General features: G+C 38.4%; 17 protein-coding genes. 6 read left to right on the top strand and 11 right to left on the bottom strand.

Translation table 11 applies throughout. From position 1 onward, the window contains the following. Window positions 1-43 precede the first annotated feature (43 nt). The 5 genes from H4J59_RS02500 to H4J59_RS02480 all read right to left on the bottom strand — a co-directional run bounded on the left by H4J59_RS02500 (window position 44) and on the right by H4J59_RS02480 (window position 7,807). Window positions 44-1,087 (bottom strand): hypothetical protein, encoded by a 1,044-nt coding sequence (locus H4J59_RS02500; RefSeq protein ID WP_182236526.1) that lies wholly within the window; start codon window positions 1,085-1,087, stop codon window positions 44-46. Between the two features lie 676 nt (window positions 1,088-1,763). Next, the gene (locus H4J59_RS02495) at window positions 1,764-2,396 is read right to left on the bottom strand and encodes a hypothetical protein (protein WP_220469700.1); all 633 of its coding nucleotides are present in this window, start codon (window positions 2,394-2,396) and stop codon (window positions 1,764-1,766) included. 1,354 nt (window positions 2,397-3,750) lie between these two features. After that, a complete protein-coding gene (locus tag H4J59_RS02490) occupies window positions 3,751-4,698 on the bottom strand; it encodes a class I SAM-dependent methyltransferase (protein ID WP_182236524.1) in 948 nt (315 codons plus the stop codon). Window positions 4,699-6,070: 1,372 nt separating this feature from the next. After that, a complete protein-coding gene (locus H4J59_RS02485; protein ID WP_182236522.1) occupies window positions 6,071-7,234 on the bottom strand; it encodes a murein transglycosylase domain-containing protein in 1,164 nt (387 codons plus the stop codon). A gap of 267 nt (window positions 7,235-7,501) precedes the next feature. Next, window positions 7,502-7,807, bottom strand: coding sequence for a DUF2007 domain-containing protein (locus H4J59_RS02480; RefSeq protein ID WP_182236520.1), 306 nt, complete (start codon window positions 7,805-7,807; stop codon window positions 7,502-7,504). A 627-nt stretch (window positions 7,808-8,434) separates the two neighbouring features. Here H4J59_RS02480 and H4J59_RS02475 point away from each other — a divergent pair. The 3 genes from H4J59_RS02475 to H4J59_RS02465 are packed head-to-tail and all read left to right on the top strand — an operon-like array spanning window position 8,435 to window position 11,697. Further along, the gene (locus tag H4J59_RS02475; RefSeq protein ID WP_182236658.1) at window positions 8,435-9,268 is read left to right on the top strand and encodes an ABC transporter ATP-binding protein; all 834 of its coding nucleotides are present in this window, start codon (window positions 8,435-8,437) and stop codon (window positions 9,266-9,268) included. Next, window positions 9,268-9,978 (top strand): ABC transporter permease, encoded by a 711-nt coding sequence (locus H4J59_RS02470; protein ID WP_182236518.1) that lies wholly within the window; start codon window positions 9,268-9,270, stop codon window positions 9,976-9,978. The genes H4J59_RS02475 and H4J59_RS02470 overlap by 1 nt, the downstream gene beginning before the upstream one ends. Further along, complete coding sequence (locus H4J59_RS02465) at window positions 9,979-11,697, top strand: GldG family protein (protein WP_259369361.1); 1,719 nt, start codon at window positions 9,979-9,981, stop codon at window positions 11,695-11,697. It abuts the gene before it with no gap. Between the two features lie 61 nt (window positions 11,698-11,758). Here the strand turns inward: H4J59_RS02465 and H4J59_RS02460 are convergent, their stop codons facing one another. The 3 genes from H4J59_RS02460 to H4J59_RS02450 all read right to left on the bottom strand — a co-directional run bounded on the left by H4J59_RS02460 (window position 11,759) and on the right by H4J59_RS02450 (window position 16,149). After that, entirely contained in the window at window positions 11,759-13,990 is a 2,232-nt protein-coding gene (locus H4J59_RS02460; protein ID WP_182236517.1) for a DUF3488 and transglutaminase-like domain-containing protein, read from the bottom strand. A 4-nt stretch (window positions 13,991-13,994) separates the two neighbouring features. Continuing rightward, window positions 13,995-15,098 carry a DUF58 domain-containing protein gene (locus tag H4J59_RS02455; RefSeq protein WP_182236516.1) on the bottom strand — a complete coding sequence of 368 codons (1,104 nt, stop codon included), beginning with the start codon at window positions 15,096-15,098 and terminating at the stop codon, window positions 13,995-13,997. A 121-nt stretch (window positions 15,099-15,219) separates the two neighbouring features. After that, the gene (locus tag H4J59_RS02450; protein WP_182236515.1) at window positions 15,220-16,149 is read right to left on the bottom strand and encodes a MoxR family ATPase; all 930 of its coding nucleotides are present in this window, start codon (window positions 16,147-16,149) and stop codon (window positions 15,220-15,222) included. A 453-nt stretch (window positions 16,150-16,602) separates the two neighbouring features. Between H4J59_RS02450 and H4J59_RS02445 the strand changes: the two genes are divergently transcribed. After that, a complete protein-coding gene (locus H4J59_RS02445) occupies window positions 16,603-17,682 on the top strand; it encodes a succinylglutamate desuccinylase/aspartoacylase family protein (protein ID WP_182236514.1) in 1,080 nt (359 codons plus the stop codon). A gap of 331 nt (window positions 17,683-18,013) precedes the next feature. Here the strand turns inward: H4J59_RS02445 and H4J59_RS02440 are convergent, their stop codons facing one another. After that, window positions 18,014-19,282, bottom strand: coding sequence for a hypothetical protein (locus H4J59_RS02440; RefSeq protein WP_182236513.1), 1,269 nt, complete (start codon window positions 19,280-19,282; stop codon window positions 18,014-18,016). Between the two features lie 110 nt (window positions 19,283-19,392). Next, on the bottom strand, window positions 19,393-19,965 hold the full coding sequence (locus H4J59_RS02435; RefSeq protein WP_182184731.1) for a tRNA-(ms[2]io[6]A)-hydroxylase: 573 nt from the start codon (window positions 19,963-19,965) through the stop codon (window positions 19,393-19,395). Between the two features lie 675 nt (window positions 19,966-20,640). On the opposite strand from H4J59_RS02435, the gene H4J59_RS02430 reads away from it, so the two are divergent. Together H4J59_RS02430 and H4J59_RS02425 are read left to right on the top strand one after the other, a co-directional pair. Then, a complete protein-coding gene (locus tag H4J59_RS02430; protein WP_182236512.1) occupies window positions 20,641-21,780 on the top strand; it encodes an HDOD domain-containing protein in 1,140 nt (379 codons plus the stop codon). A gap of 561 nt (window positions 21,781-22,341) precedes the next feature. Continuing rightward, a complete protein-coding gene (locus H4J59_RS02425; protein WP_182236511.1) occupies window positions 22,342-23,550 on the top strand; it encodes an MFS transporter in 1,209 nt (402 codons plus the stop codon). Between the two features lie 265 nt (window positions 23,551-23,815). On the opposite strand, the gene H4J59_RS19770 is transcribed toward H4J59_RS02425, so the two are convergent. Next, window positions 23,816-23,917 carry a hypothetical protein gene (locus tag H4J59_RS19770; protein ID WP_404851997.1) on the bottom strand — a complete coding sequence of 34 codons (102 nt, stop codon included), beginning with the start codon at window positions 23,915-23,917 and terminating at the stop codon, window positions 23,816-23,818. Window positions 23,918-24,653: the final 736 nt, after the last annotated feature.

Raw genomic sequence — 24,653 nt, 5'->3', positions numbered from 1 at the left:
TGCCTGTTTGTTAGATACGTAGGTCTTGTTTATTTTTTATGTCTTATTGCCAGGTACTGCCGTCATTCCAATTGAACTCACCCCAGCGTGCAATAATGCTGGTGACCGGTTCGATGGTGACCGTAATAGCGCCATTACTTAGCTCAGCGGTTGAAGTCGTTGTGCCCGTTATGTTGGTTTCATCGACTAACATGCTGGCCACCTCGGCCACAGTAAGCGTCGTATTAGGTATGGTTAAACCCGTTGGGTCCTGGCTTAACTGGGTCAAAGTGGCGGTGTTATACACCTCAGAAGAGACACCGTTGACACGGGCGTCTATCACCCCGTCACTTAAGTCTTTTGCCAGTTCAGTGATAATGTCGCTGACATCACTTGTCGTGCTGACATCTTGCTCCATCTCAAAGGTGACGGCCGCAAAAGCTTCGATGGCGGTGCGATAAGCAAGGGTGTCGCTTAGCGCTTCGAGGGTATCGCTTGCGTTATTCACTAAAGGGGGAGTCACAAAAATATCAACACGCTGCGGCATACCAAAACCAAAGGTCTTAGCCACCTGCTCTGCGGCGGCTAATAGTGTCACCAAAAACTCTGCCGCCGTTGCCTCATTCGTCGACTGATTAATTGCAACACTCAGGGCAAGGGTGGTTAGCGGTGTCGCATAGACGGGCTCACCCGAGTCGAGTAAGCCCTGGGTGATAACAGAGCTGAGCGTATTTATAAAGGGGAAAACACCCGTAGTGATGTCGATGGTGATACCCGCCGTACTAGTAAATTCCATGATATACGGTGGCGTTAATGGCGTCGGCAAAGCCAGCCCGGTAATAGCGGCACTGGCATCTGTTGTGCCGCTCGCGATGACTGCCCCTTTAAAACCGGCCTGCGCGCTATCAAAGGCATAAACTGTGACAATCGCATTCGCCAGTGGCCCTTTAACTGCCCCCCCTGATAGTGTTTGTGTTGTTGATACGGGCGTCGTTGGTACTGGCGTAGGTATTGACGGCTCTCCATTGTCAGCGCCATCAGAACAGGCCAAGAGCAAGGTGCTTAATAAAATGATAATCGTGGTTGATAGCTTTGAGCTAAAACGCATTGTCGAAGTCCTGTTGATTAAGTTATTGCGCGCTACATCATCACTACTGATGTGAGATCACGCACGGGGCATAACAAAAAATAATATGGCGAGATTACCACGGGATAAAAAATACCCATAGCACTTTGTAACAACATGTAATAAAGACATGTATTTTTGTAACAGTATGTGAGAAAAGCTAACATAAAGCTTTTCATCAGATAAATAAAATCACTCTTATTGACCTAGTAAACAAACCTTAATATACCAACACGCTTCGATATGAGCAGGTGATAGATTAAAGCTAGCCACCCCTTTCAGCTATCTGCTGTACTGACGCTTATTTCCCGCAGCTTAAGGTGAATGCTGCGACGCCATCAGATGACATGGTCTAATGGATTAGACCATGTCACTCAGCCAAATAAAAACGGCAAAGCCAATAACTATAATAAGCAATATAGCAACTAACCATTTCAGTATGCTTAGTACTAAATTTAATACGCTATTTAAATCCACCTTGTTCTCTTCGCATCCGTACTTCGGCTGTTCAACCCTAAGAATACATTAAGATTTTCAATCCTTAACCTCTTTACGACGCACTCAGTTCTCAGTTCTCAGTTTTAGTAATAATTCATTATTAAATTTGTAAGCTCAAGTTCTGCCTAATTCAGCTAATAAATGTTCTAGTTTGATTTCATTAAGGTGAAACCACATTTAAACTATTGAGTAAGTAATAATAAGCAGTCACGGTTAAAATACATAAGCCTAACACCATCAATGTTCGATATTTAAAGCCATAACTGTGCGCTATGGATCTGTCTTTATGTGCAGCGACATCCATCATTTCATCACCAAAAAATATTGATAAAAATGTGCCTAAAGCACTAATGAGTAAAATACTCCAATATGGATAAGGCTCAGATAAAATATGTTTTAATAATTTAGTAACAAATGCCAAATCATAAATATTTGAGTGCTGAAAAAACATGTAAACATTGATGCCTACAGCAACAAACCAAAGCACTATTTGTGTATAAGCCATCTTAATGTTAAATAATAATCGAATAGGAAAAGCTAAAATAAAGCCACCATCAGCAATAGGTGTGCATAAGACGAAAAAACTCCAAGTCAGCACTGAAACACCAAAGCCAGTAGCAGCATCGTACTTCCAACTCATATATGAAAAATAGGTTAAAAGAATTAACACCAGCGCTAAAAATTTAAGTAAAATTTCTTTGTGCGTCTCATGTTTAGGATTGAAATTAGCTTTATTATTAAGTATTTGGATAATATTTCCTGCTAGGGTAAGAGCGATGTAAAAATATAACATTAAAAATTATCAGCCGACATAGGATCTCGACTGAAGTGTTACATTAGATGTTGATTAATTTTTTGACTGTTTTTCCTTTAGCTGTTTAACATGAACAATGAGTGTGTCGACTGTATCTTTTAATAAATCGAGCTCGTCAAACGTCAAGTCATTTAACTGTTCGAGGTTGTATTCTATGCTATTAATTATCTGTTTATAGGGCCGCTGCATTGGTCTCATAAAATAGCTAGTAACCGTTGCTACTATGGCGCCAAAAAACAACATCGAACCAATAACTATCTATAGGCCTCCAACTAACTGAGCCTTACCAGATATTGGTGCATCAGCAATTCCAGCGGTAGAAAATGCAGCTATCCCGCAGAAAAAATTAGCCACAACACAACTAATAATACCAATCTCATTAATTGTCTGATCATTTTTACTGGTTAAGACAACCAACTACTGCGTTATTTATTTAATAATTAGAACAACTAGTTATTAAATAAATGCCTTATATTTGGCCATTTTCCCTGTGTATGAAGAGCTATATCATCAATGATTTTTTAAAGCGTATATGTCGTTTATTTTTCTCATCATGTCGTTAACTCACGTAAAAATAATAATTATGTTATACGAAGTAATACTTCAATCTGCTCTTATAACAATATAATACCTAAATACAGGCTTGTCATAGTTGGCTAGAATGTAGACATGAGCTAGCCAAAAATTAAAAAAATTACTTGGTTTGTTAGCAGCGATTAATCACAACCTGCTGGTCTGTCACTTCAACTATAAGCATTATCTTTGGGCGGCTAAAACCACCAGGGGATGAAACGTTAAATAAGCTTGAGTCAAAAGCTGAAAAACCTAATAAGAAAGTTGAAAATGAAATGTTAGATGTACGGTTAAACAGGCTATCTGACTTTGCACTACGCAGCCTTTATAAATGACATTAAATTATAGCGTTTACATAGCAATTATCAGTTACAACGCTGCCAACGAGGTGCTCTCAATTGGTATATTAATTTTAGTAGAGGGCTTGAGGTTTTTCGATTAACTATATGTATTAGTTAATTGATAGATGATCTCATTAATTTTTCCGGAGATGATATATACCGCGGGCTTGAAATATTATTGGGCTAGCTTTATAGCGACATGATTCTACAATTTTTTGCCAAACTCAAGAGAAACGCCTTAGTACCACCATCCCATTGATGATTCATAATAAAATAAGCGGAAAACCCATTAAACTGATTTTCCTTGTTATACACATAATTTATCAACAGCCGTTATAATCTATTTTTGCAGTGTAGCTAAAAAATAAAATCGTTTATTTGGCCACAATTTCTTGATCTATGCGCTAGCGAGACATAACTTAAATCTTTTCAAATACTGTCACTCTGAGCTTTCGATCGACATTCTCATCAGGAAAGTCACACTCACTGGTAAACCGATCAATCATTTTCAAGGTATGAGTCGATGCGGTAATAATTTCGGCATCTGACTGATCCCACGTTGCATCAAAGCGATGAAACATACAAATCAACCAACCTCCTGGGTTTAAAAGCTTTGAGCATAGACTGACCAATCTTGCAAAGTCTTGCCCTTTAGGTTGATGCTCTGAATGAGGTGACTTATACACTTTTGGTGGCGGATCTAAAATAATACCGTCGAAGGTCTGGCCACGCTTTATTGCTTTAGGTAAATGCTTATAGATATCACCTTGTATAAAGCTGCGCGTGCCAAGGTCAAGGCCATTTTTTTCGTAGCTTTTTTCGATACGGGGTAACAAGTCTTTCGATTTATCCAAATGAATAGCGGCTTTTGCACCACCTTTTAAAGCAGCAATACCGAGACTACCAGTAAATGAAAATAAGTTGAGAACACGACGACCTTCACTATGATCAGCTAACCATTTGCGCACTGGACGCGCGTCAAGATACAAACCGCAGTTATGCATCGCATCCGGAAGTAAACTGTAATAAACACCATATTCTTTAACAAATTCTGGAGCGTCGGAAAAATCACCATGCAGCGCAAACATTCTTTCCTTCAACCGTAATCCAAGTAATTGATCACCTTTGGCAAGAATTAGCGTGAAGGGGAAGTGCTGTAGCAGTGCATCTTTAATCGCATCAAGATCGTCACGAATATCCTCTTTATATTCAACCACAGCCATAGTACCGAATTTTTCAATAACAACACCTTTTGCGCCTTCAGCGTAACCATGAAAAACACGCCAACAATCAAATTCATCCGATTCATGTAAAACTTTTCGATCATTCCATGCTTTTTCGATTAAATCATGCCAGTTAATTGTCAATTCTATGCCCTGCCCGTATGTGTTTTTTAGTCTTGATTCCCACCTAAAATTACTGAAATAAAAGGATGTGGGGACTCTAACTTATTGAGCTAGCATTATAACGAACCATAGCTTGTGTTAATACTGATATCCACACAGAAACAAAGTTCCCTATAAAAATCCCCTGCCAAAATATATCCTGTTCACATACGTCTTACTAAACTGGTAATAATAACCGGTGATAAATATTTGGCTATTTCATATTTGGCCAATGGCAGTAATCACTGGCTTTACAGTTGACGGACTAAAGTCCGACCTACAAAAAAAGCCTAACGCTATATAGTCACTCGCAGGCACCATGTAGGTTAGACCTCAGTCCATCAAGTTAAATGAAATTTAACGGTTATCAGCACAGATACCGAGCAACAAAAGTAATATACCGCTGTAAATTTTTTTAGCCCATGACAGTAATCGCTCGCTTTACGGTTGACGGACTAAAGTCCGACCTACAAAAAAAACCTAACACTATATAGTCACTCGCAGGCACTATGTAGGTTGGACTTCAGTTCATCAAGTTAAATGAAATTTAACGGTTATCAGCACAAATACCGAGCAACAAAAGTAATACACAGCTGTAAATTTTTTTGGCCGATGACAGTAATCGCTCGCTTTACGGTTGACGGACTAAAGACCGATCTACAAAAAAACGCCTAACGCTACATAGTCACTTGCAGGCACTATGTAGGTTGGACTTCAGTCCATCAAGTTAAATGAAATTTAACGGTTATCAGCACAAATACCGAGCAACAAAAGTAATACACAGCTGTAAATTTTTTTAGCCCATGACAGTAATCGCTCGCTTTACGGTTGACGGACTAAAGTCCGATCTACAAAAAACGCCTAACGCTACATAGTCACTTGCAGGCACTATGTAGGTTGGACTTCAGTCCATCAAGTTAAATGAAATTTAACGGTTATCAGCACAAATACCGAGCAACAAAAGTCATATACCGCTGTAAATCTTTTGGCCGATGACAGTAATCGCTCGCTTTACGGTTGACGGACTAAAGTCCGACCTACAAAAAACGCTTAACGCTACATAGTCACTTGCAGGCACCATGTAGGTTGGACTTCAGTCCATCAAGTTAAATGAAATTTAACGGTTATCAGCATAAATACCGAGTGACAAAAGTAATATACAGCTGTAAATTTTTTTAGCCCATGACAGTAATCGCTCGCTTTACGGTTGACGGACTAAAGTCCGACCTACAAAAAAACACCTAACGCTAAATTATTACCCGTAAAATAATTTTTGGCTAACATACCATTTTCTCTCTAACCCTCTAAACAGTAACTTTCATCAGCTAATAACCGTGTTGTACAACAGCGCTATTTACAAATACGTTTTTTCAGCTTTAGTTACCTTCTCTAAATAACGACGAGACTCTACCTTGGGGTGCTTTTTAGTGAGCAGATAATAAACAACTTTAGGCGATTTATTATTGAGTACTTTCATCGCGGTTTTACGATTACCATGAAAGGTTTTTAATACATTGCCGCTGCCGCCATTGTAAGCTGAAATAATGGCGTAATGACGACTGGTGTCATTACTAACATCTTTTAAATAATTGTTATTAAGAATATGTAAATAGGCTGAGCCAATATCAATATTAAAAGCAGGATCAAAGAGTTGCTGCTTGCTTGGCATACCCTTTTTCTTTTTAATACGTTGAAAAACATCGGCGCCAGCGGTACTAGGCACAACTTGCATCAAACCATAGGCATTAGCGGTACTTACAGCAAATGGGTTAAAACTACTTTCGGTTTCAATGATGCCGTAGATCAACTCTGGTGATATTTGATAACGATTAGCCGCCGCCAGTACATACTTACTGTATTTTTGTTCACGTAAGTGTTGATGTTTTTCAACCATTTTAATGCTAACAGCATAAATTTGTTTTTGATTTTTGTTGTATTTTTGTAAATTAAATTCTGTTAAATACTTAGAAAATCGATTAGCACGCCATTGATATTGAATAGGCTTATTGTCGCGATCAACCACCTGTTGGTACAAATAAGGTCTGCCAGAGAGTTGTGGTGCTTCGCTTGAAAATATATCAGTTTTTCGAGGATCTGATGTGGCTAATAAAGTAGTCACAATGGCACGCTGTAAATTGTGCAAGGTTTTAGCCTGAGACTGAGCCGCTAAAGTTTCAATTAAAATACTGCCTTTTTCAAAGTCAACAATGGCACGCGCTTGGTAGTCGTTAGTATATTTAACCAGTTTTTTATTGCTCGGTATTTGAGGTTTAGCTTCGCCCCACAAATCACCTACATGCTGACTTAACTCTTTAAGTAACACTTTGATATTATTGACATCTTGCTGAATAAGTCGATTAGTTTCAACCGCTTGATGAGCAATGGTAATAAGATCAGTATCGTTAGCATTTATTTGTTTAATTAAGCTTTCAGCACTACGAATTGAACTGAGGTTGGGTATGCTCTTACAACTGGTTAAACTAATGACTATAAATAATAACAACACTTTTTTAAACATTAAACAACGACCTTTAGTTTATTTGCTTGCCACATAGCACTATATAGATTCATCTACTGAAAAATAAAAAATAAGTTAATAATATAAAGCTAATGCTTTGCACTACGATTTTTGTGACCTTTATCAAACGAGTTTGACTCACTGTGCTAGCGGTAAATGCAACACTTATTGCAACGGGGTTTATTAAAAGAATGTCTATTAGTTCTTGGTAATTAACCTTTGCTATAAGTTGAACTCTAGATGTGTGATCTATCTCATAGCGTGTAGTTATGAGTTTTCAGACGCGCAATTCCAACATATTTCAAAAGACGGGGCATTTTTCTCTGAGCAGTTTGTGCAGGTCCAGTCTTCGCCATCCATGTCACTCTGTGATGAGACTAATATTTCTGTCGCACGTTCCAAGTCGGCATCATCTGTAACCCAAACTTCAGGCCAAGAGTCGAAAACGGATATTTCTCCTATAGCGCCCTGAGAAAATTCATTTTTAATAAAGGTACTTATTCCTTGTGCTTCAATAAGGTTTTTAACATTGCTAACCAGTAAAAGGCTTTCGTTGGAATATACTATCTTCATAATTAAATTCACCTAAGCATTTAATCAGGGGAAACTTTCCTCTGATTTATTTTATATATTAATAACAAAAATTTGCCACTATTACCAATGCTCGCTTGCAGCTAAAACTAGCTATTTTCCTTATTTAGCACCCCAAAAAGAAATAATAGTTAACTGTCTATAACAACAATGACTAAAATTGGATAATATGAAAAAATCATTTTTTATGGATAATATTGCCAAGTAAATGTACCGCCAAAATCATGTAAAAACATCTTGATACTTATATCTAGTAAATAGTAGCAAGGTGTTGTTTATAAAACACTAAAACAATTTGTTCGTGCTACACTGCTTTAGTGTTTTTTATTGGTTAATCGCGTTTTTTGACAGGGCTATATTAATGCTATTTTACTAGTGGCTAAGTCTAACGATGAGTATTCTTGCTGTTTTACATCACTATAATTTTGTAAAAAACGCTCAGTTATAAAATAGCTTCAAACTAGCGGCTGCCGCTTATATTGACCTAAGCATAAAAACTAGCAGACATGAACAATGTCATAGATAATTTGTGTTGACAATAATATTTATGATTCAATAATAATGAAGTCAGATTTATTAAGCGTAATTATATAAGGCTATTGAGTGAGTATTTTAACAGTTGAGCATATCAGTAAAAACTTTGGCGCACTGCAGGCGGTAGATAATGTTAGCTTTGAAATTAACCAAGGCGATATTGTTGGATTTTTAGGTAAAAATGGCGCGGGTAAAACGACCTTAATGCGCATGATAACCGCTTTTCTTGCACCTTCTTCTGGCAGAATTTTCATTGATGGCGACGACATTACTAAACACTCCTTAACTATCCGGCAAAAAATTGGTTACCTACCCGAAAATCCCCCTTTGTATACCAATATGACCGTGTTGCAGTATGTAAAGTTTGCGGCCGACATAAAAGGCGTTGCCGCGAAAAAACAAGCCGTTCAGCTCGCTAAAGTATTAGAAGACTGCCAATTAGAGCAGGTTAAACACAAAACTATTTCAACCTTATCTAAAGGCTATAAACAAAGAGTGGGTATTGCTCAAGCGATTATTCATGAGCCTAAGTTACTTATTTTAGATGAACCCACCAGTGGCCTTGACCCTATGCAAGTTCAACAAGTGTTAGCACTTATTAACAACCAAAAAGAACAAAGAACCGTGTTACTGAGCACACATACCTTGCCTGAAATTGAAAAAATAGCCCAACGTATTTTAATGATTAAATCTGGGCAACTTATTATTGATCAGTCATTACAAACCTTGCTAAAAGGCACAAATCAGCAAGCTAACATCGACAGCGCCAAAGATGAAAATAGCCAAGTTCAAGCATTAACCTTAGAGCAAATATTTTTTAACCATCACCAAGAGTCAGCACCTGTATCATCAAAAAAAACCATCCAAACACCCGTACAAACACCAAACCAAAATGTAAGTAATTACTGATGAATAAAATTATCGCACTGACCAAAAAAGAGCTACATAGCTACTTCAGCAGCCCTGTGGCCTACATTATTCTCATTGCTTGTTTGTTGTTATTTAATGTACTTTTTTTTATGCTGATAGAGCAAAATAGAGAAGTGTCATTACGAGATATCTTTCAAGTGATGGAGTTTATGTTTATTTTCATCATCCCTTTATTAACCATGAAGTTATTTGCTGAAGAAAAAGCTAATGGCACCATGGAGTTTTTGCTCACCGCCCCCTTAACACCGAGTATGATAGTGTTAGGTAAATACTTTAGTATGCTAATTTTTTACTCACTGTTAATTAGCATCACTAGCATTTATTATTTTATTGTTGAGTATTATGGCAATCCCGACCCTTACAGTATTTTATCGGGTTATGTCGGTATTTGGTTAGAAGGCGCACTTTTCATCGCCATAGGTTTACTGACTTCGTCGTGGACACGAAATCAAATTATTGCCGCGATGACCTCATACCTGATCCTATTCTCACTGTATTTTTCAATCAGCTTTACCAAGTATTTCACCGGCTTTGCAGAAAGCTTTCTGATCCAACTCAGCACGCGTAGCCATCTTGAAAATTTCGCTATGGGTATTATCACAGCCAGCGATGTTATCTATTACTTAGCCGGTATTGTGCTCTGCTTGGTATTAACTGGCTTGAGCATCAACCATAGGTTGTGGCAATAAATGATGATTAAAAACAATAAAACTTTACTGCTTAAAAAGTTATTACCTGCTTTAATTGGCGCAGCGCTCTTGCTATTTATATTAGGTTTAGCGTTATTTTATATCGATGCGCAATTTTCTTTGCTGTCATTAAGCCTTGCTAGTGGCCTTACATTAGGCGGCGGCATAGCATTTTTAGTTTTGCTCAAGCTTAACAGTCAGCTTAATCAGACTGACGCTAAGGCGATAAAGGCGGCATTCAATGTCACTAATTCAGCTGCCACTCATCAAGGCAAAACTAAGCCCCGTTTTATTGGCCCACAAGGAAAAAAAGTCTGCCTTATTTTTACTATGATCATCGTGAGTATAGGTTTTTTGGCTACCAGTCATTATGCGGCCAATAGCATAACCACGCGATGGGATGTCACGGCAAGTCAACAACACACCTTAACTAAAAACACTATCGAGTTTATTAGCACACTGAAAGAAAAAGTTGAATTAACCGCGTTTTATGTCGGTTTGCCACCAAAATATTTACAAGATTTATTTAAGGAGTATGAAAGGCTTTCTGCTGGCCTGATCAGCACGCAAATAATTGACCCGATAGAGAATATTTCATTCGCCGCTAAGTTTGGCAATGTAGTCAGTGGCGCCGAACGTAAAGTTATTGTGCAGTCAATTAATGGCCGAAAAGATGTTGATTTTAGCGATGACGTACTGACAGAAGAAAAACTCACTAATGCCATTGCTCGCGCTAGTAGCCCGCCAAGACAGGTTTACTTTCTCACTGGTCACGGTGAATATTCACTGGCAAACACCGACAATGTCGGTTTATCGACCTTTAAACAGTTATTGGCTGATAACAATATTAACAGTAAACCACTGATGTTAGGTATAACTCAGTCGATCCCTGCTGATTGCGATGTACTGGTTATTGCCGGTGCTCGCACTGAACTTACAACACAGGAAGATAAGTTAATCATTGATTATTTAACCGCGGGTGGTGATGCCTTATTTCTGGTTGAACATACCATAGTTACCACGCCTGATAAGCCACTAACCGCTGAACAACTACAGCAAAATCCGTCATTAAATAGCATTATTAATCAGTGGGGACTTAAGGTTAAATCCGACATTGTGGTTGATTTAACCAACCATGTCGGTGACGATGTCGGCAGTCCTGCCACCAAAAACTACCAAAAGCATAAAGCCATTACCCAAGGTTTAGATTATACCTTTTATGTTAGGCCACGCTCCATTGAGATGTTAGCCCAACGTCGCCCAAGCATTAAGTTAGCGGTTATTGCCGCAACGGCATCAACAGAAAAAAGTTGGGCAGAAACTGACAGAAATTTAGCGATTCAATATGATCAAGGCATAGACACTCCTGGTCCAGTGCCCATTTCTTATGTGGTACTTGAAGAGCATAAAGAGATAACTGCTAGCCCAAATAAAGTGCAAGCGCCTCGTTCTGATACCCGAATGATTGTTTTTACCGATGCAGACTTTTTAACCAATGTTTATATTAATCAATACAGTAATGCCCAAATGGGGCTAAATATTGTTAACTGGTTAGCTGAGACAGATTATCAAACTTTTTTAAGTGCGAAGGTTATAAAGGTTGAACGCTTAGATTTAACCAGTAGACAAAAACGTCAGGTCATGGTGATATTATTTTTCAGCCTATTTTTCTTTGTTATTGTTGGCATAGTGGTTTGGTTAAAATCAAAACAGCATTAAAATTAGCTATTGCCTTTTAAGATTACCCCTAACATTAGCCGTTAACATTAGCCGATGAATACTAGCCAATGCTCAGCTTGGCTAGCCATAATTGCCAACGCAGTTGCCGATAGCTAAGTTGTAGTTTTATTAACTGCTTATCACGCTCTTGTTGGTTAATATCATCAGCAAAATTTTGATAGCTTAGTTGTGCAAAGCCGTTTGATATAGCACAAAAGTTCGCTGACAACTCAGGTCGAGCTGTCGCAATAACATCAGCAAACTGTTGCGCGGTCATCGACCTTGCTTTTACCAATTGATGCTGCGCCATTAATTTTAGGGTTTTTAAATACAGGGCTTTAATTTTATCCTCAGCTTTCCCTTTCGCCTTGCCCTTGACAACTTTATAGCCATAAAACAGCAAGGCGGCGCCAGCTAATATCAGCAAAAAATATAAAATATTTTTACCCTGCTTTAAACTCGCTAACAGCTGCGCCATAACACGCGATTGCTTTTGGCCCGTATAACCAATAACCCAACGTGTCCATTGGTAGTCAATGGCGTCAATTTGCATTTTAACTTGCTTATACCACCACATGGCACGTAACGCTTGCAGCGAAAAAAGTTCGGAAGATAAATCATCATACTCCTGCATTAAGCTAGTCGAAAATCCCCTTTCAACACGTTCTGGATCAACCGCTGCCGTTGGGTCAATGCGCTGCCAACCGCTGCTGGGTAACCAGACCTCAGACCAAGCATGGGCATTGCGCTGATAAACACTTAAATAATTTCCACTGAGATTGAACTCGCCGCCTAAGTAACCAACCACCATGCGAGCAGGTATACCGGCAGCACGCATTAAATAAGTAAAGCTACTGGCATAATGCTCACAAAATCCCGCCCGAGTGTCGAAATAAAACTGGTCTAAACTATGGTTATTCAGCCGAGGCGGCTGCAAGGTGTAATAATAGTTTTCTTCATTAAACTCAGTTAACACCTGATTAATTAACTGGCGGTCATCAGGATACTGCTGACGCAATTGTTGGCCTTTAGCGAGCAATTTAGGGTTATTGTCAGTGCTTAATAGCAAATTTAAAGCACGGCTAGCATCAGACAATGTCGCTGACATTTTGGCCTCTGGATAACTGGTGACTTGATAACTTAATGTTTGGCTAATAATACCGCGATAAAACAAGGCAAAGTCATCACGCTGGCCAATATTGCCTTGCTCACTAGTGGCGAAGTCGAGTGCAAATAACCAAGATTGAAAGCTAGGCTCAGCAATCACCTGATAGCTTAATCCTGTACCACGTAATTCAATATCGGCTGAACTGTTTGCATGCTCCAAGGTAGCTGAACCATAACTACTTTGAGCACTTTGACTACTTTGACTATTTTGAGTTTCGTCTCGACGGATTTGTCGCCAAGTTATTCCGTCAAAATCATCTAATACCATCGCCCGCCAATACAGCTGAGCATGTTTAGGGTTACTGTTTTGAAAACTGACCCGAAACGCCAATTCATCCGACAAAGCTAATTGCGCAATATCGCCAATTTTTACGCTATCAGACAGCCCAACTTTTGCTGATTCAACACTTGGCACTTGCCAAAACGGACTTAACTTGGGAAACCCGACAAATAACGCCACCGCTAAAGGCACTGAATATAAGCCGAGTTTAGCGACTAATTTAGCTTGTGCCAATACCGCCATTGTTGGTGCAAATAAGTTAAGTAAAATCATTAAATTGCCAAAAACCAAAACAATGACAGCCAATGAAAAATAGATAGATTGAATAAAAATTAATGAAGAGGTGGCAACAAAAATGCCTAATACCACCAGTTGATATAAATCTTTTCGCCTCGGTATTTCAAACATCTTTAAACTATAAGCGAAGCATAATAAATGCATCATGCTCAGCAAAAGCCCTAATGTTTGCCCCGCAACCGCGATAGCCACACTACCTGAAATAGCTAATAGTAAAATCAACCAAGACGGTAATATTTTAGGTGTTATATAGCTTTTTATCGATGGGCTCAGCTTTGGTGCCAGAGCGCCTTTGCGGGCAATATTTAAATGCACAATAAACTGCAGCGCCAAGGCAAAAGTGGCAAACAACAAATATAGCAAGTGCAACTGTATAACTAAGGTTGCAAGGTTAAGCAGCTGAAAAATTAATAAACAAAAATACATTTGACTCGTAAGCTGTAGAGCACTATTTTCGCTAGAATTTTTAGTTTTGCTAGGTGTAAGCTTTTGTTTAAGACTGTGCTTAGGCCCTTGTTCAACTCTGGGTTTAATTATTTTTGTCATCATGCACTCAATAACGTGCCAATGCGGTTAAGCATTTTAAGGTATGTTGTGCACTATGGTCATACTCAACCACTTGGTTGGGGAGTTTCAATGAAAAGGCAATTTGCTTAGTACTACAGTCTTTAATCGCATAACTTAACCAACTTAAACGCTGTTCAAGTGTGCCGTTTGGCAGGCGAGCAAAGTCTAACTGCAACTTGCCAGATAAGGCTTGTTGATATTGTTTTGTTAACCAACCTTGTCCTTGTGCCACATGCTTCCATGCCACACGACTCAGGGGTTCACCCAGTTGATAATGTTGCAATTGGTGAAATTCATCTTGGCCCGGTTGAAAACTGTCTTGGTAACTTTCAAGGTTATTTTCTGCCACTTCAATCGCCCGATTTTGTTGCTTATCGGTCCAAGCATTGGCGACAGGCTTTGGATAAGCGGTAACTTGCTGAGCAAAGTCTAATCGGGTCCAAGTTTTAAATAACCCAAAGCCAAATTCGCTGATAATTAACACGCGACCTAGTGGGTATTGACCTCGTTGACAAACCCGATAAGGTATCCGAATGTTGTTTTCACCTATCTCGAGTTGTGCCAATGTTGTTTTGCTAAGCGCACTATTGCTTGGTTTACGCTTGCTTGGTTTATTTTCCTCCACGCTGTGATTAACTACTTGTTCGGTCTTTACCTTTGCTTGATCAAAAGAAAAGCTAATAGTAAAGCGCACTTTTTTACTGGTGATCACCAGTGGAAAATACAGCGTTGAATCAACAAAACCTTGTAATGAATTTGTCGCTTGAAACTGTAAGCCAGAAAGATTAAAAAAACTATGGTGCAAAACCACAATGAAAAAACTGACTAATAAATAGCTGATCAATATAATGACATTATTCTGATAATTGGTGCCCAGTAAAAACAGCAACAGCATAAACATTAACAAACCCGCACCAAAACGTGTGGGAATAATAAAAATATTACGATGATTGATTTGTTGTCGACTGGCTTGCGGAATTCGACGAATTAGCCAAGCATTAAAGTACTTATGCAGTAGGCTTTTCAAGCTGGCGATTATCGACCCTGAGCTTATCGAAGAGAACACGGTGTTTTTTCCTTTGCTAAACAACTAAAGCTCCTTTTCACTCGATGGCAATCACTTAACTTCGTCACTTAACTTCGTCACTTAAGTTATGACTTAACCTCATAACTTAACTGTATTATTAAACGCTGTAATTTAAAATACAGTCTTAAAGCAACGGATTCGTCGGATCAACCTGCGACAATATTTGCTGAGAAATCTCATCCGCTTGCTCAAACATATGATGTTGTTGTGGCGCTAGTCTATGTTCACATACTGGGGAGAATACCGCTTGAATATCTTCAGGTATAACATAATCACGATTTTGAATAAAAGCCCATGACTTTGCGGCTGCCAGCAATGATTTTCCTGCACGCGGCGATAACGCCTTAGCTTGCGACTCACTTTGTCGGCTCACTCTACATAGTGCAATCACATAATCTACAATAGCAGGTGCAACACAAATAGTCGCAATATGCTGTTGTATTTCTCGTAATTGCTCAACACCAAGAAAAGGCTTAATAGCTATAATATCGCGGTGTGATGTTAGTGATTGTAAAATTTTACGTTCGGCATCTATATTAGGAAATCCTAAAGAAATTCGCATCATAAAACGGTCTAATTGCGACTCTGGCAACGGATAAGTGCCGGCATGTGACATGGGGTTTTGTGTCGCTATAACAAAAAATGGCTCAGGTAATAAATGGGTTACACCATCAACACTCACTCGCCCTTCCTCCATAGCCTCTAGCAAAGCGCTTTGGGTTTTAGGACTGGCGCGGTTCACTTCGTCAGCTAAAACCACTTGATTAAATATCGCGCCCGGATGTAATTGAAATAACTTTGTCGCTTCATCAAAAATAGCAATACCAATAACGTCGGCTGGCATCAAATCTGACGTAAATTGAATACGTTGATATGACAGACCTAAAGTTAAGGCTAAGGTGTTAGCTAAGGTAGTTTTGCCCATACCGGGTAAGTCTTCAATTAAAATATGGCCTTTAGCAAACAAACACGCCAAGGCTAATTTCACTTGATGAGGCTTGCCAATAACGACAGATTCAATTTGAGCCAAAACATTGGCAACCACAGTTTGCATACTTGTCGTTCCTTCTTATTGAAACATTAGCATAATTAATTATTTAACGAATACCAAGTAAAATAAACTCTCATTAAATTATGTGGACACTAAATGCAGCAGTAGATGCCGTAGTAAGTGCAGTAGTAAGTGCAGTAGTAAAACCCTGAAAAATAGTATTGAAATCAAAAAAACTGTCATTGGGCAAAGAATAGAGCAAAAAAAAGCCGCTTATTTGACCTTAGTCAACAAACGACAATATGGCCTTGTGGCATGCTAGCCAAATGTGTAAATAGAGACAGCAAATAAGCATAAATTTGCTTTTGATATATCACTATTTTTTAGCTCAGTTGTGCTTTCACTCTCGAACAAAGGTCAAGTAGTGGCCAAATAATAGTCGAGTTTACCTTTATCATTAACAGCAACTGACTCAACAAACATGCGCGATTATAGGTCGCATTTCGGAGATGATTTATGGATGTCGATTTTAACGAAATAAGCTATTTAGTTAACCCATCTAGTCTTACATTACATGCCGATCATCAGCAGTTTTTGTTATCGTTAATTGGTCTTACCGTTATAGATATCCATGGCGAAAACAATAATGAATGGCGAGTTATTTCAACATTATTACAGGGTAATGAACCCTCAGGCCTTATTGCCATACATAGATGGCTTACCAAAGGAAATAGATTACCTCGACCTAAAACGAATATTCGCATCATTATTTCATCTGTTGAAGCCGCTACTTATCAGCATTTATTTCATCACAGATACCTGCCCGAAGGCATTGATTTAAATCGCTGTTTTAACGAAAAAAGCATTCGAGGCGGTATTGATGGAAAAAATAAAAATATTGACGGCTATATTCAACGAGCGACATTAATAGAAAATGCCATACGCGAGGTTAACCCTACAGCCATTATTGATTTACATAATACTTCAGGTAATGGCCCTGCCTTTGCGGTCAGTACGTTGATTAATCCCAATGTGTTATCAATTACCTCTTATTTTTGCGATACCTTAATTTTATCTGATATTAGCATTGGCGCTATGATGGAGCTGAATTTTTCCTGCCCGGTAGTTACGATTGAGTGTGGTGGTGGCGGTGATGACCAAGCACATGATGTTGCTTATAATGGTATCAAAAAATTTACCCTTAGCGATGGTCATTGTACTTTACCACAAGATAAGGCCGTGCAAATTCTTTACAAACCTTTGCGCTTAGTCATTAAAGCAGAGCGAAAACTATCCTTTAGCAAACGTGACGAAGGCTATAGTGGCGTAACCTTGCGACAAAATATTGAACAATTTAACTACGGTGGATGCTGTGAAGGACTGCTATTAGGCTGGCTTGATGATCAGGGTTTAGAAAACCTTGAAATGTTAAACGACCAAGGCGTAAACGTGATCGAGCAGTACTTTAAAATGGTTGATAATAAATTGCTCTGTGCAACCAGTTTTAAAATGTTCATGGCGTCAAATCAAAGCCATATTGCACGTTCTGATTGCCTATTTTATGTCGTTAATAGCGTCAATAATTATCTTTCATAGCTAGCTTTACTAAAAATAAGGCAATAATCACTAGCCAATAACTATCAAATAACACTCAAATAACTATCAGTTTGATTAACGCGATAAAAAGTCAGTTTACGCTGGCTTCATGCTGCGCTATAAAGCCGTTAATGCTGAGCTTTATCTTTTTTGAAGCGCTTTATTTTTTCGCGGCAACACTGATTTCATTTAACTCAAGGGAATAAATATTAGCTTACACTTGCTTATTTTTTTAAATTGAACATATTAACGACTCTGACCCGATTGATACTTACCCCATTGATAGACCATTTATATTTTGACCCCATTTATAGTAAAAAAGCTGAGGTAACTAACTAATACTAAATGGTGCATCAGCTATTGCTTGTTCTAGGGCTATATTCTCTAAACCTAAATCGCGTAGCGCGTGAATAAACTTCAAGGTTTTAAAACTATCAAACCATACCGTCAGTTGTTTGTTAAATTGTGCTTGCTTGTTCTCTTGTTGCTTAGCCACAAAATTCAGTAAACCTATGTTGGTTAAAGCCTGCTGGCTCTTTTCAGGTGAAAAAGCTAGCCATAGCTCAGGTTGTTGTCGATATTGCCATAGGCATTCAAATGCCTGTAAACAGGCTTTTAAATGCACAAAAACGGCTGGATTATAGTATTGATAATCTTGCCCTTGTTCAACAAGTTGCATGATATTTTGCACTGCTGGCCCAGTACCAAAAGGCACACGCTGTGAAGGCCTAGCTTCTAATTTTATCGTTACTTCAGCTAAGTAAGCCACCTCACCCAATTTAGCCAACTTGTTTAACAGATAAAAGTCTTCACCGGCATTGCGTTTAGGAAACCCTCGCGCCTGACAGTAGGCCAGCATATCAAAAGATAAAATACTGCCAATAGTAAAATAAGCATAAGGTGATTGCGCATAGTGCAAACCAGCAACGTAATAGCGTAAAGCGTTTTCGTAGCGTAAATTGGCTTGATGAATGGCTTGGTGTTCACTGTGATGATAAAAATTACAACAAGTAGCAACGGCATGCTTAAGCGCTACATTATTAGCAGCATGAGCGGTAAAGTAATTATCAGGCAGATAGGCGTCAGCGTCTGTTGAATGTACCCAAGAAGCATTAATATGACCTTGAGTGAATAATTTTATCGCTAAGTCTGCGCCAATTTTTCTTGCTAACCCTACACCTTGATCCCCAGGAATGGGTTGGCTGTAACGATTAACCATTAAGATTGACGCATTAACCTTTTGATGGCGACTCGAATGGCACAGGTCAATTAAACTTAAATTACCTTGCTGCCAAATCAGTTCACCCCGTTCAGTAATACTTTGCGCTAAGTCACTTTGCGCTTGTTGGTGCTGACGGCCAAAATCGCTGTCGGGCTGATTAATCACGACGATTAACAAACACTGTTGCTCAACCAGTGTCGAGGCAATAAATCGGTCAATAAATTGCGCAGACTCTTCAAACGCTGGAATAACAAGCACGTGCTGATAGTTGCCCTGTTCTGGAAACGACGCCAGCAATAGTGCTTCTGGCTCAGCATAATGGGCTAAATATTTAGCGCATGTTTTATGCTGTTGTTGCGCAGCGCTGTTGTTAGTCATGGTGCTTATTACCTTAAAAGCTTACGTGCTTTTGTACTTTTGTACTTTTGTACTTGAAGAAAAAAATAAGTTTCAAGGCTATGACCTAAATACACATTGCACATTGCACATTAATGCAAGGCTGCACGAAAAGGTAGCGCCGCACAAATGTCAGCTTCAATGTCTAAAACTTCGGCTAAACGCTGATCAACGTCTGCTTTAGGAAAATATTCGTAAGCTAATTCAATAAATAAATTTTTATGCTTTTCTTCTGATTTAGCGATAGTTTGATAAAACTCTTTGTCTTTGCCTTCTGGTAGCGCTTGTGCAATCAAAAAAAATCGTTCATGACCACGGGCTTCAATTACGCCGCCCACTATTAATCGGTCCATAAAAAATACATCGCTGCCGTTACGAAAAACCTTTCTAATTTGGTTAATGTAAGGGTCTTTTTCATCCGCACCTAATTGTCCGCCACGGGCATAAATTAATTTTAGTACCTGTTTAAAGTGAATAAGTTCTTCAATAGCTAAGTCCGCCATCGCTTTCACTACTGATTTTCGATCTGGATAATGAGAGATCATCGACATGGCCATACCTGAGGCTTTTTTTTCTGCTGCGGCATGATCAGTTAAAAAGGTGTCGAAGTCATTCAGCACTGCATCGGCCCAAGCTTTAGGTGTTTGATATTTTAATTCGAACATAGATAAGTTTTACACAATAAACAAGAAAGAAATAATAGCGGTATTTTACACAGGTAAAAATAAGCGACAAGAAAAATACCCCGATAATGTCCAAGATAGTAGCAATAATATTGTTATAGCTTGCTCAGAGTAATTAAAATAATAATTTGCGGCTAACCTCGGGCTAAAGTTAATATTTTCGCCGGTTAACTAACCTGCTAAAAATAACACTGGTCACGTTAATATTAGCAGCACTAATAACGGCACTAATAATCACTCGCACACGCTGCCACTAAACAATAGCGTCGGCTCAGTGGCTTTACCAACATTAACATTGAGCACTAGCGCAAAAAAAACAGCTGGGCCAAGCAAATTTTTGTCATTGGTGATGATATGATTAAAGCCCGCTTTGAGTTGATATTTCAACTTCTATAATGGCTAATTTTTAATCAGCTTAATTCACTTATTAAGTCAGCTATTAATTACCGCATCAACTTATGCTAAATTTTATATTTATCTGACTCAAACATTTGTTTATTAAAGCGTAAATAAAACTAATTTTGTATACAAAATTAAGTTATTATCAAGAGAAATAAAATTACAATAATAAAAAATCTTGGTCAAAACTTGGATGTTATCTTAGTGGCCTTTTTCAATACTGACATCCTTTTAACCCTTTAAGTGTTTTTTATAGCTATGTTCAACAAACTATTAAGTCAATTATTTCAAAAACCTGAAAGTAGCACCCCTAATATATATTATTTCGAAGAAAGCAGGCAAGGTGTTGATTCAGAAAAAGAAGTTGAAAATCAACAGGCTGATACAAACCGTAATATAAACCCTAATATAAACAATAATACAAACCACGATGGACTCATGTTTTACTCATTTGAAGATGAATATCAACAAAATTTTTATGATTATCTATTAGGCGAATCTAACCGGGTAGAGTCACCAAATGACCATGAACTATCGCAACTTATATCATCAAAAATACAAAGTTTATTGAAAAATCCAAAATTGATTTTAGATGTTTTACCTATATTACCCTTATCTTTAACAAAAATTATTGAGCAGATAAATAACCAAGAATTTGATACTGAAGCTTTAATCCAATTAATTCAGCAAGAGCCTGCCATTGCCGCAAAGGTTATCGAGCTAGCTAATTCAGTTTATTATAATCGTAACAATAAAGAGATCACGGATCTTAAATCTGCTTTTTTGCTGTTAGGCGCCAATGGTTTATCAGAAGGCGTTATTAACGGCTTTGTTAATAAACTAGTACCAAATTCAACTATCTACTTTAGACAATATGGTCAGAAAATATGGCAACATAGCTTATCTACCGGCATAACAGCAAAAGCACTGGTGGCTAAATCGTCCATAAAAGCTAGTGCAGCTCAAGCTTACTTTATCGGTTTAATTTGTAATTTAGGCGACCTTGTCATTTATCAGTTGCTCACCGATGCGTTTGCTATTGTTCATCCAGATTGTCAGCCAAACTCTACTTTATTTAAAAACTTGATGGCTAAAGAATCAAAGAAACTGACTTATTTTATTGCTAAACATTGGAATTTCCCTGATTCAATATTAGACGCATTAGCCTTACAAGCAAAAGTTAAACGCGCAGCATTATTACCAACATTGCATCATAAAATGCCCCTAGCCTGTTATGTTTATGAAGCAAAAATTATTAGCCAACTTGAGCTAAGACTCGCGCATAGCGCCATTGATGATGAATATATTAAAGAAGTGTCAACCTCCTTACTTTTCACTGAAGAAGCCAATAATCGGTTGCAGCAAGTATTAGCCGATAAGGGGTTAGAGAAAACTTAACATAATAGCCGTTATTTATTTTTTATTGAGCACATGGCATTATTAAGACAAATAATACATCCTAAAAATTAATGCCAACGATAACATCACCACAAATATATTATTGCTCAAATCCCTCGAAATATCATGTACTTCTGCATACATAACGCCTATATAGTGAGTAATAATTTGCAACAGTAGTTGCTGTAAGCGCGAACATCAAAACAAACACTAGGCCTGAAGTCAGCATTTCATCTTCTCACCCATCACCTCGGCGTTCACAATTTTTGCGATTAAGTTGGCTTTCACCGCAAAGAAAGCGGCAGCGAAGACCAGGTGAAAATCACCTTTAGTGCATCATAAATCTAACCAGGCGCCCTCTAGCGGTAATTATTAAGAGTCCGCCTCGACCTTGACTGATGTGCTAACCCTGAAGAGAGCTTGTTAATTTTGATAACGATAAGCTTGGTTATAAAAGTTATTGTTATCAATACACATTTATTATCTTTACAATATTACTAATGTTTAATTATTTTTTTAATAGTGATCATTATTAAATATCACTGTCTGGGTCTAATCACCATGATTGAAATAAAAACACCCGCTTACCGCCGAGCAAGCTTTGCGTTAGCATTAGGGTCTTTCATCGTATTTTGCAACTTGTATATGTTCCAACCTATGTTGCCCTTGATGGCTAAAACCTTTAGCGCCAGTGCAATTGAAATTAACTGGTTACTGGCGGCATGTACGTTAACGTTAGCGCTTACGCTTGTGCCATGGGCCATCGGTTCAGAAATGATTGGCCATCGTAAGGTAATGATACTGAGTCTTTTTTTATTACCATTTACGGGTATAGCCATGTTGCTAGCGGATTCACTGCTAACGTTAACGCTAACACGCGCGGTGATGGGCATCTCTCTTGCTGGTTTTATAGCAGTTGCCGTGGCATATATGGCTGAAGAATTTACCCCAACAGCCTTAATACTTGCGATCGGTGGCTATATTAGTGCTAATTCATTAGGGGGCATTTTTGGGCGTTTATATGGTGGGTTTATCACTGAATATTGGGGATGGGAACTCGCGGTAATAGGTATGGCTATTTTCAGTTTATTCGGTGCGTTACTCGTTAACCGACTGTTACCCGAGCAGCAAAATTTCATCCCAACAAAGGGGCAGTTTCGCGTTCATAGTCGTCATGTTATTGGTCACTTGAAAGAGCGTAAATTATGGTTGGCCATGATGATTGGTGGACTAAATTTCTCATTGTTTGTTAACCTTTACACGGTAATGGGATTTCGTCTTGTCGCACCACCCTATTCACTGTCAATCAGCTTAACCTCGATGATTTTCTTGTGTTATCTCACCGGTACAATTACCGCAAAGTTAAGTGGCCGTTGGAGCCAAATTTACAGCCCGATTAGTGGCATAGTATTAGGAACAACAATCAGTGCGATAGGCATGTGGGTTGCAGCTTATGACTCATTACCCGCAATGCTTATGGGTTTATTGCTTATTAGTTCTGGCGCTTTTTTCACACATTCACTTGCTTATGCATGGGTAAGTCAAAAAGCGAGTGTCGCGAAAGCCACTGCCACTGCGTTATACCTTGTACACTATTATGTTGGCGGTAGCCTAGGGGGATTTTACTTAATTGCCTGCTGGCAGTATGGCACATGGCATGGCGTACTTACTGGAGGAATGGTGCTTTATAGTTTGATTTATCTACTGTGCTGGCAGTTACACCGCAGTACTTTTTCACCGTTGAAAACAAATAAACAAAGCAAGATATGAAGCTAGGTGTGGAAGCTGAGTAAAGTTAGCACTATCTAAAGAAAGATGGAAACACCAAATAGGCAAAATCAACTAAAGCTGTAAACTCACAATTTCATGCGTTAAACGTAAGCTAGCTATCGCTAGTTTCTTAGGTCAGCTAACTAAGATTTATCACAATATATATTCCGCTTAGCCGCCCATCAATGTCATACACTTTTGCATTTTTAACGATCACTTTCTGCGCATTACTGACATTCCAGCTAAAAATATTGCCATACATTTTCTAATGTTTATTTCTATCTATCGGACTTAAAATCCCTGAAGAATGCTGACCTATAACATGTATGTAAATTTGAGTTATTTTAACATCATTATGGCCTAACAATTTCTGTACAGTTCGAATGTCCGCACCATTTAATAAGAGTTAAGTAGCAAAGCTATGCCTAAAAGTATGTGCAGTAACATGCTTATGGACTTTCGTTTTTTTAACTGCACGCCTTAAAGCCTTACTTAACGCTGTCCAGTGTAAATGGTGCCTACAAAAATAACCGTCAGTTGGCTGTTGGCATCTAATAGTAGAGGGAAATATATATTGCCATATAAACTCTGTAATCGTATAAAGGTATTTACGGGCTAGCCCCGCAGGTAGACTTGTTTTCCCTTGCCCCTCGGCCGAGTCTTTCAAGTGAATATGCTGGACTCTACTCATTTAATCCTTTAATGGTTCGATAAGTGAGCTGGGTAAAAGTGTCATTCTATCTTTCGAACCTTTACCACGAAAAACATAAATAGAGTTTCCAGAAAAATCAATATCCTTGACCCGTAATCTTAATAGCTCTGTTTTCTTAACCCGCTTCCATATAGCAAACTAAAGATAAAGTGATGTGGGTGTTTTAATTCACTAATAATTGCTATTGCCTCTTCATTAGATAATACCGTTGACACTATTTTTGGTGCCTTAGCCCTTACAGTATCCGTTATATAAATACAGCTTAGCTTCATATCCCGCTTTTATGTATAAAGCGGGATTTAATCTGTCTTTCTACATCGCTATATTCAAAAAGTAAAATTAACGTGTTGAATGTTAATATTAAGTTATGTATATTAATTTGAATAAATAT

Source organism: Colwellia sp. MB02u-10, from assembly GCF_014077185.1.
In the GTDB taxonomy this organism is placed as follows: Bacteria; Pseudomonadota; Gammaproteobacteria; order Enterobacterales; family Alteromonadaceae; genus Cognaticolwellia.
Note: the sequence above shows the minus strand (reverse complement) of the source record. Positions and strands in the feature narration are given on the sequence as shown.

What these genes read in the sequence shown, in the direction of transcription:
- H4J59_RS02500 (WP_182236526.1), bottom strand. Translation starts at nt 1,087, where the DNA reads ATGCGTTTTAGCTCAAAGCTATCAACCACGATTATCATTTTATTAAGC.
- H4J59_RS02495 (WP_220469700.1), bottom strand. Translation starts at nt 2,396, where the DNA reads ATGTTATATTTTTACATCGCTCTTACCCTAGCAGGAAATATTATCCAA.
- H4J59_RS02485 (WP_182236522.1), bottom strand. Translation starts at nt 7,234, where the DNA reads ATGTTTAAAAAAGTGTTGTTATTATTTATAGTCATTAGTTTAACCAGT.
- H4J59_RS02480 (WP_182236520.1), bottom strand. Translation starts at nt 7,807, where the DNA reads ATGAAGATAGTATATTCCAACGAAAGCCTTTTACTGGTTAGCAATGTT.
- H4J59_RS02470 (WP_182236518.1), top strand. Translation starts at nt 9,268, where the DNA reads ATGAATAAAATTATCGCACTGACCAAAAAAGAGCTACATAGCTACTTC.
- H4J59_RS02465 (WP_259369361.1), top strand. Translation starts at nt 9,979, where the DNA reads ATGATGATTAAAAACAATAAAACTTTACTGCTTAAAAAGTTATTACCT.
- H4J59_RS02460 (WP_182236517.1), bottom strand. Translation starts at nt 13,990, where the DNA reads ATGATGACAAAAATAATTAAACCCAGAGTTGAACAAGGGCCTAAGCAC.
- H4J59_RS02450 (WP_182236515.1), bottom strand. Translation starts at nt 16,149, where the DNA reads ATGCAAACTGTGGTTGCCAATGTTTTGGCTCAAATTGAATCTGTCGTT.
- H4J59_RS02445 (WP_182236514.1), top strand. Translation starts at nt 16,603, where the DNA reads ATGGATGTCGATTTTAACGAAATAAGCTATTTAGTTAACCCATCTAGT.
- H4J59_RS02440 (WP_182236513.1), bottom strand. Translation starts at nt 19,282, where the DNA reads ATGACTAACAACAGCGCTGCGCAACAACAGCATAAAACATGCGCTAAA.
- H4J59_RS02435 (WP_182184731.1), bottom strand. Translation starts at nt 19,965, where the DNA reads ATGTTCGAATTAAAATATCAAACACCTAAAGCTTGGGCCGATGCAGTG.
- H4J59_RS02430 (WP_182236512.1), top strand. Translation starts at nt 20,641, where the DNA reads ATGTTCAACAAACTATTAAGTCAATTATTTCAAAAACCTGAAAGTAGC.
- H4J59_RS02425 (WP_182236511.1), top strand. Translation starts at nt 22,342, where the DNA reads ATGATTGAAATAAAAACACCCGCTTACCGCCGAGCAAGCTTTGCGTTA.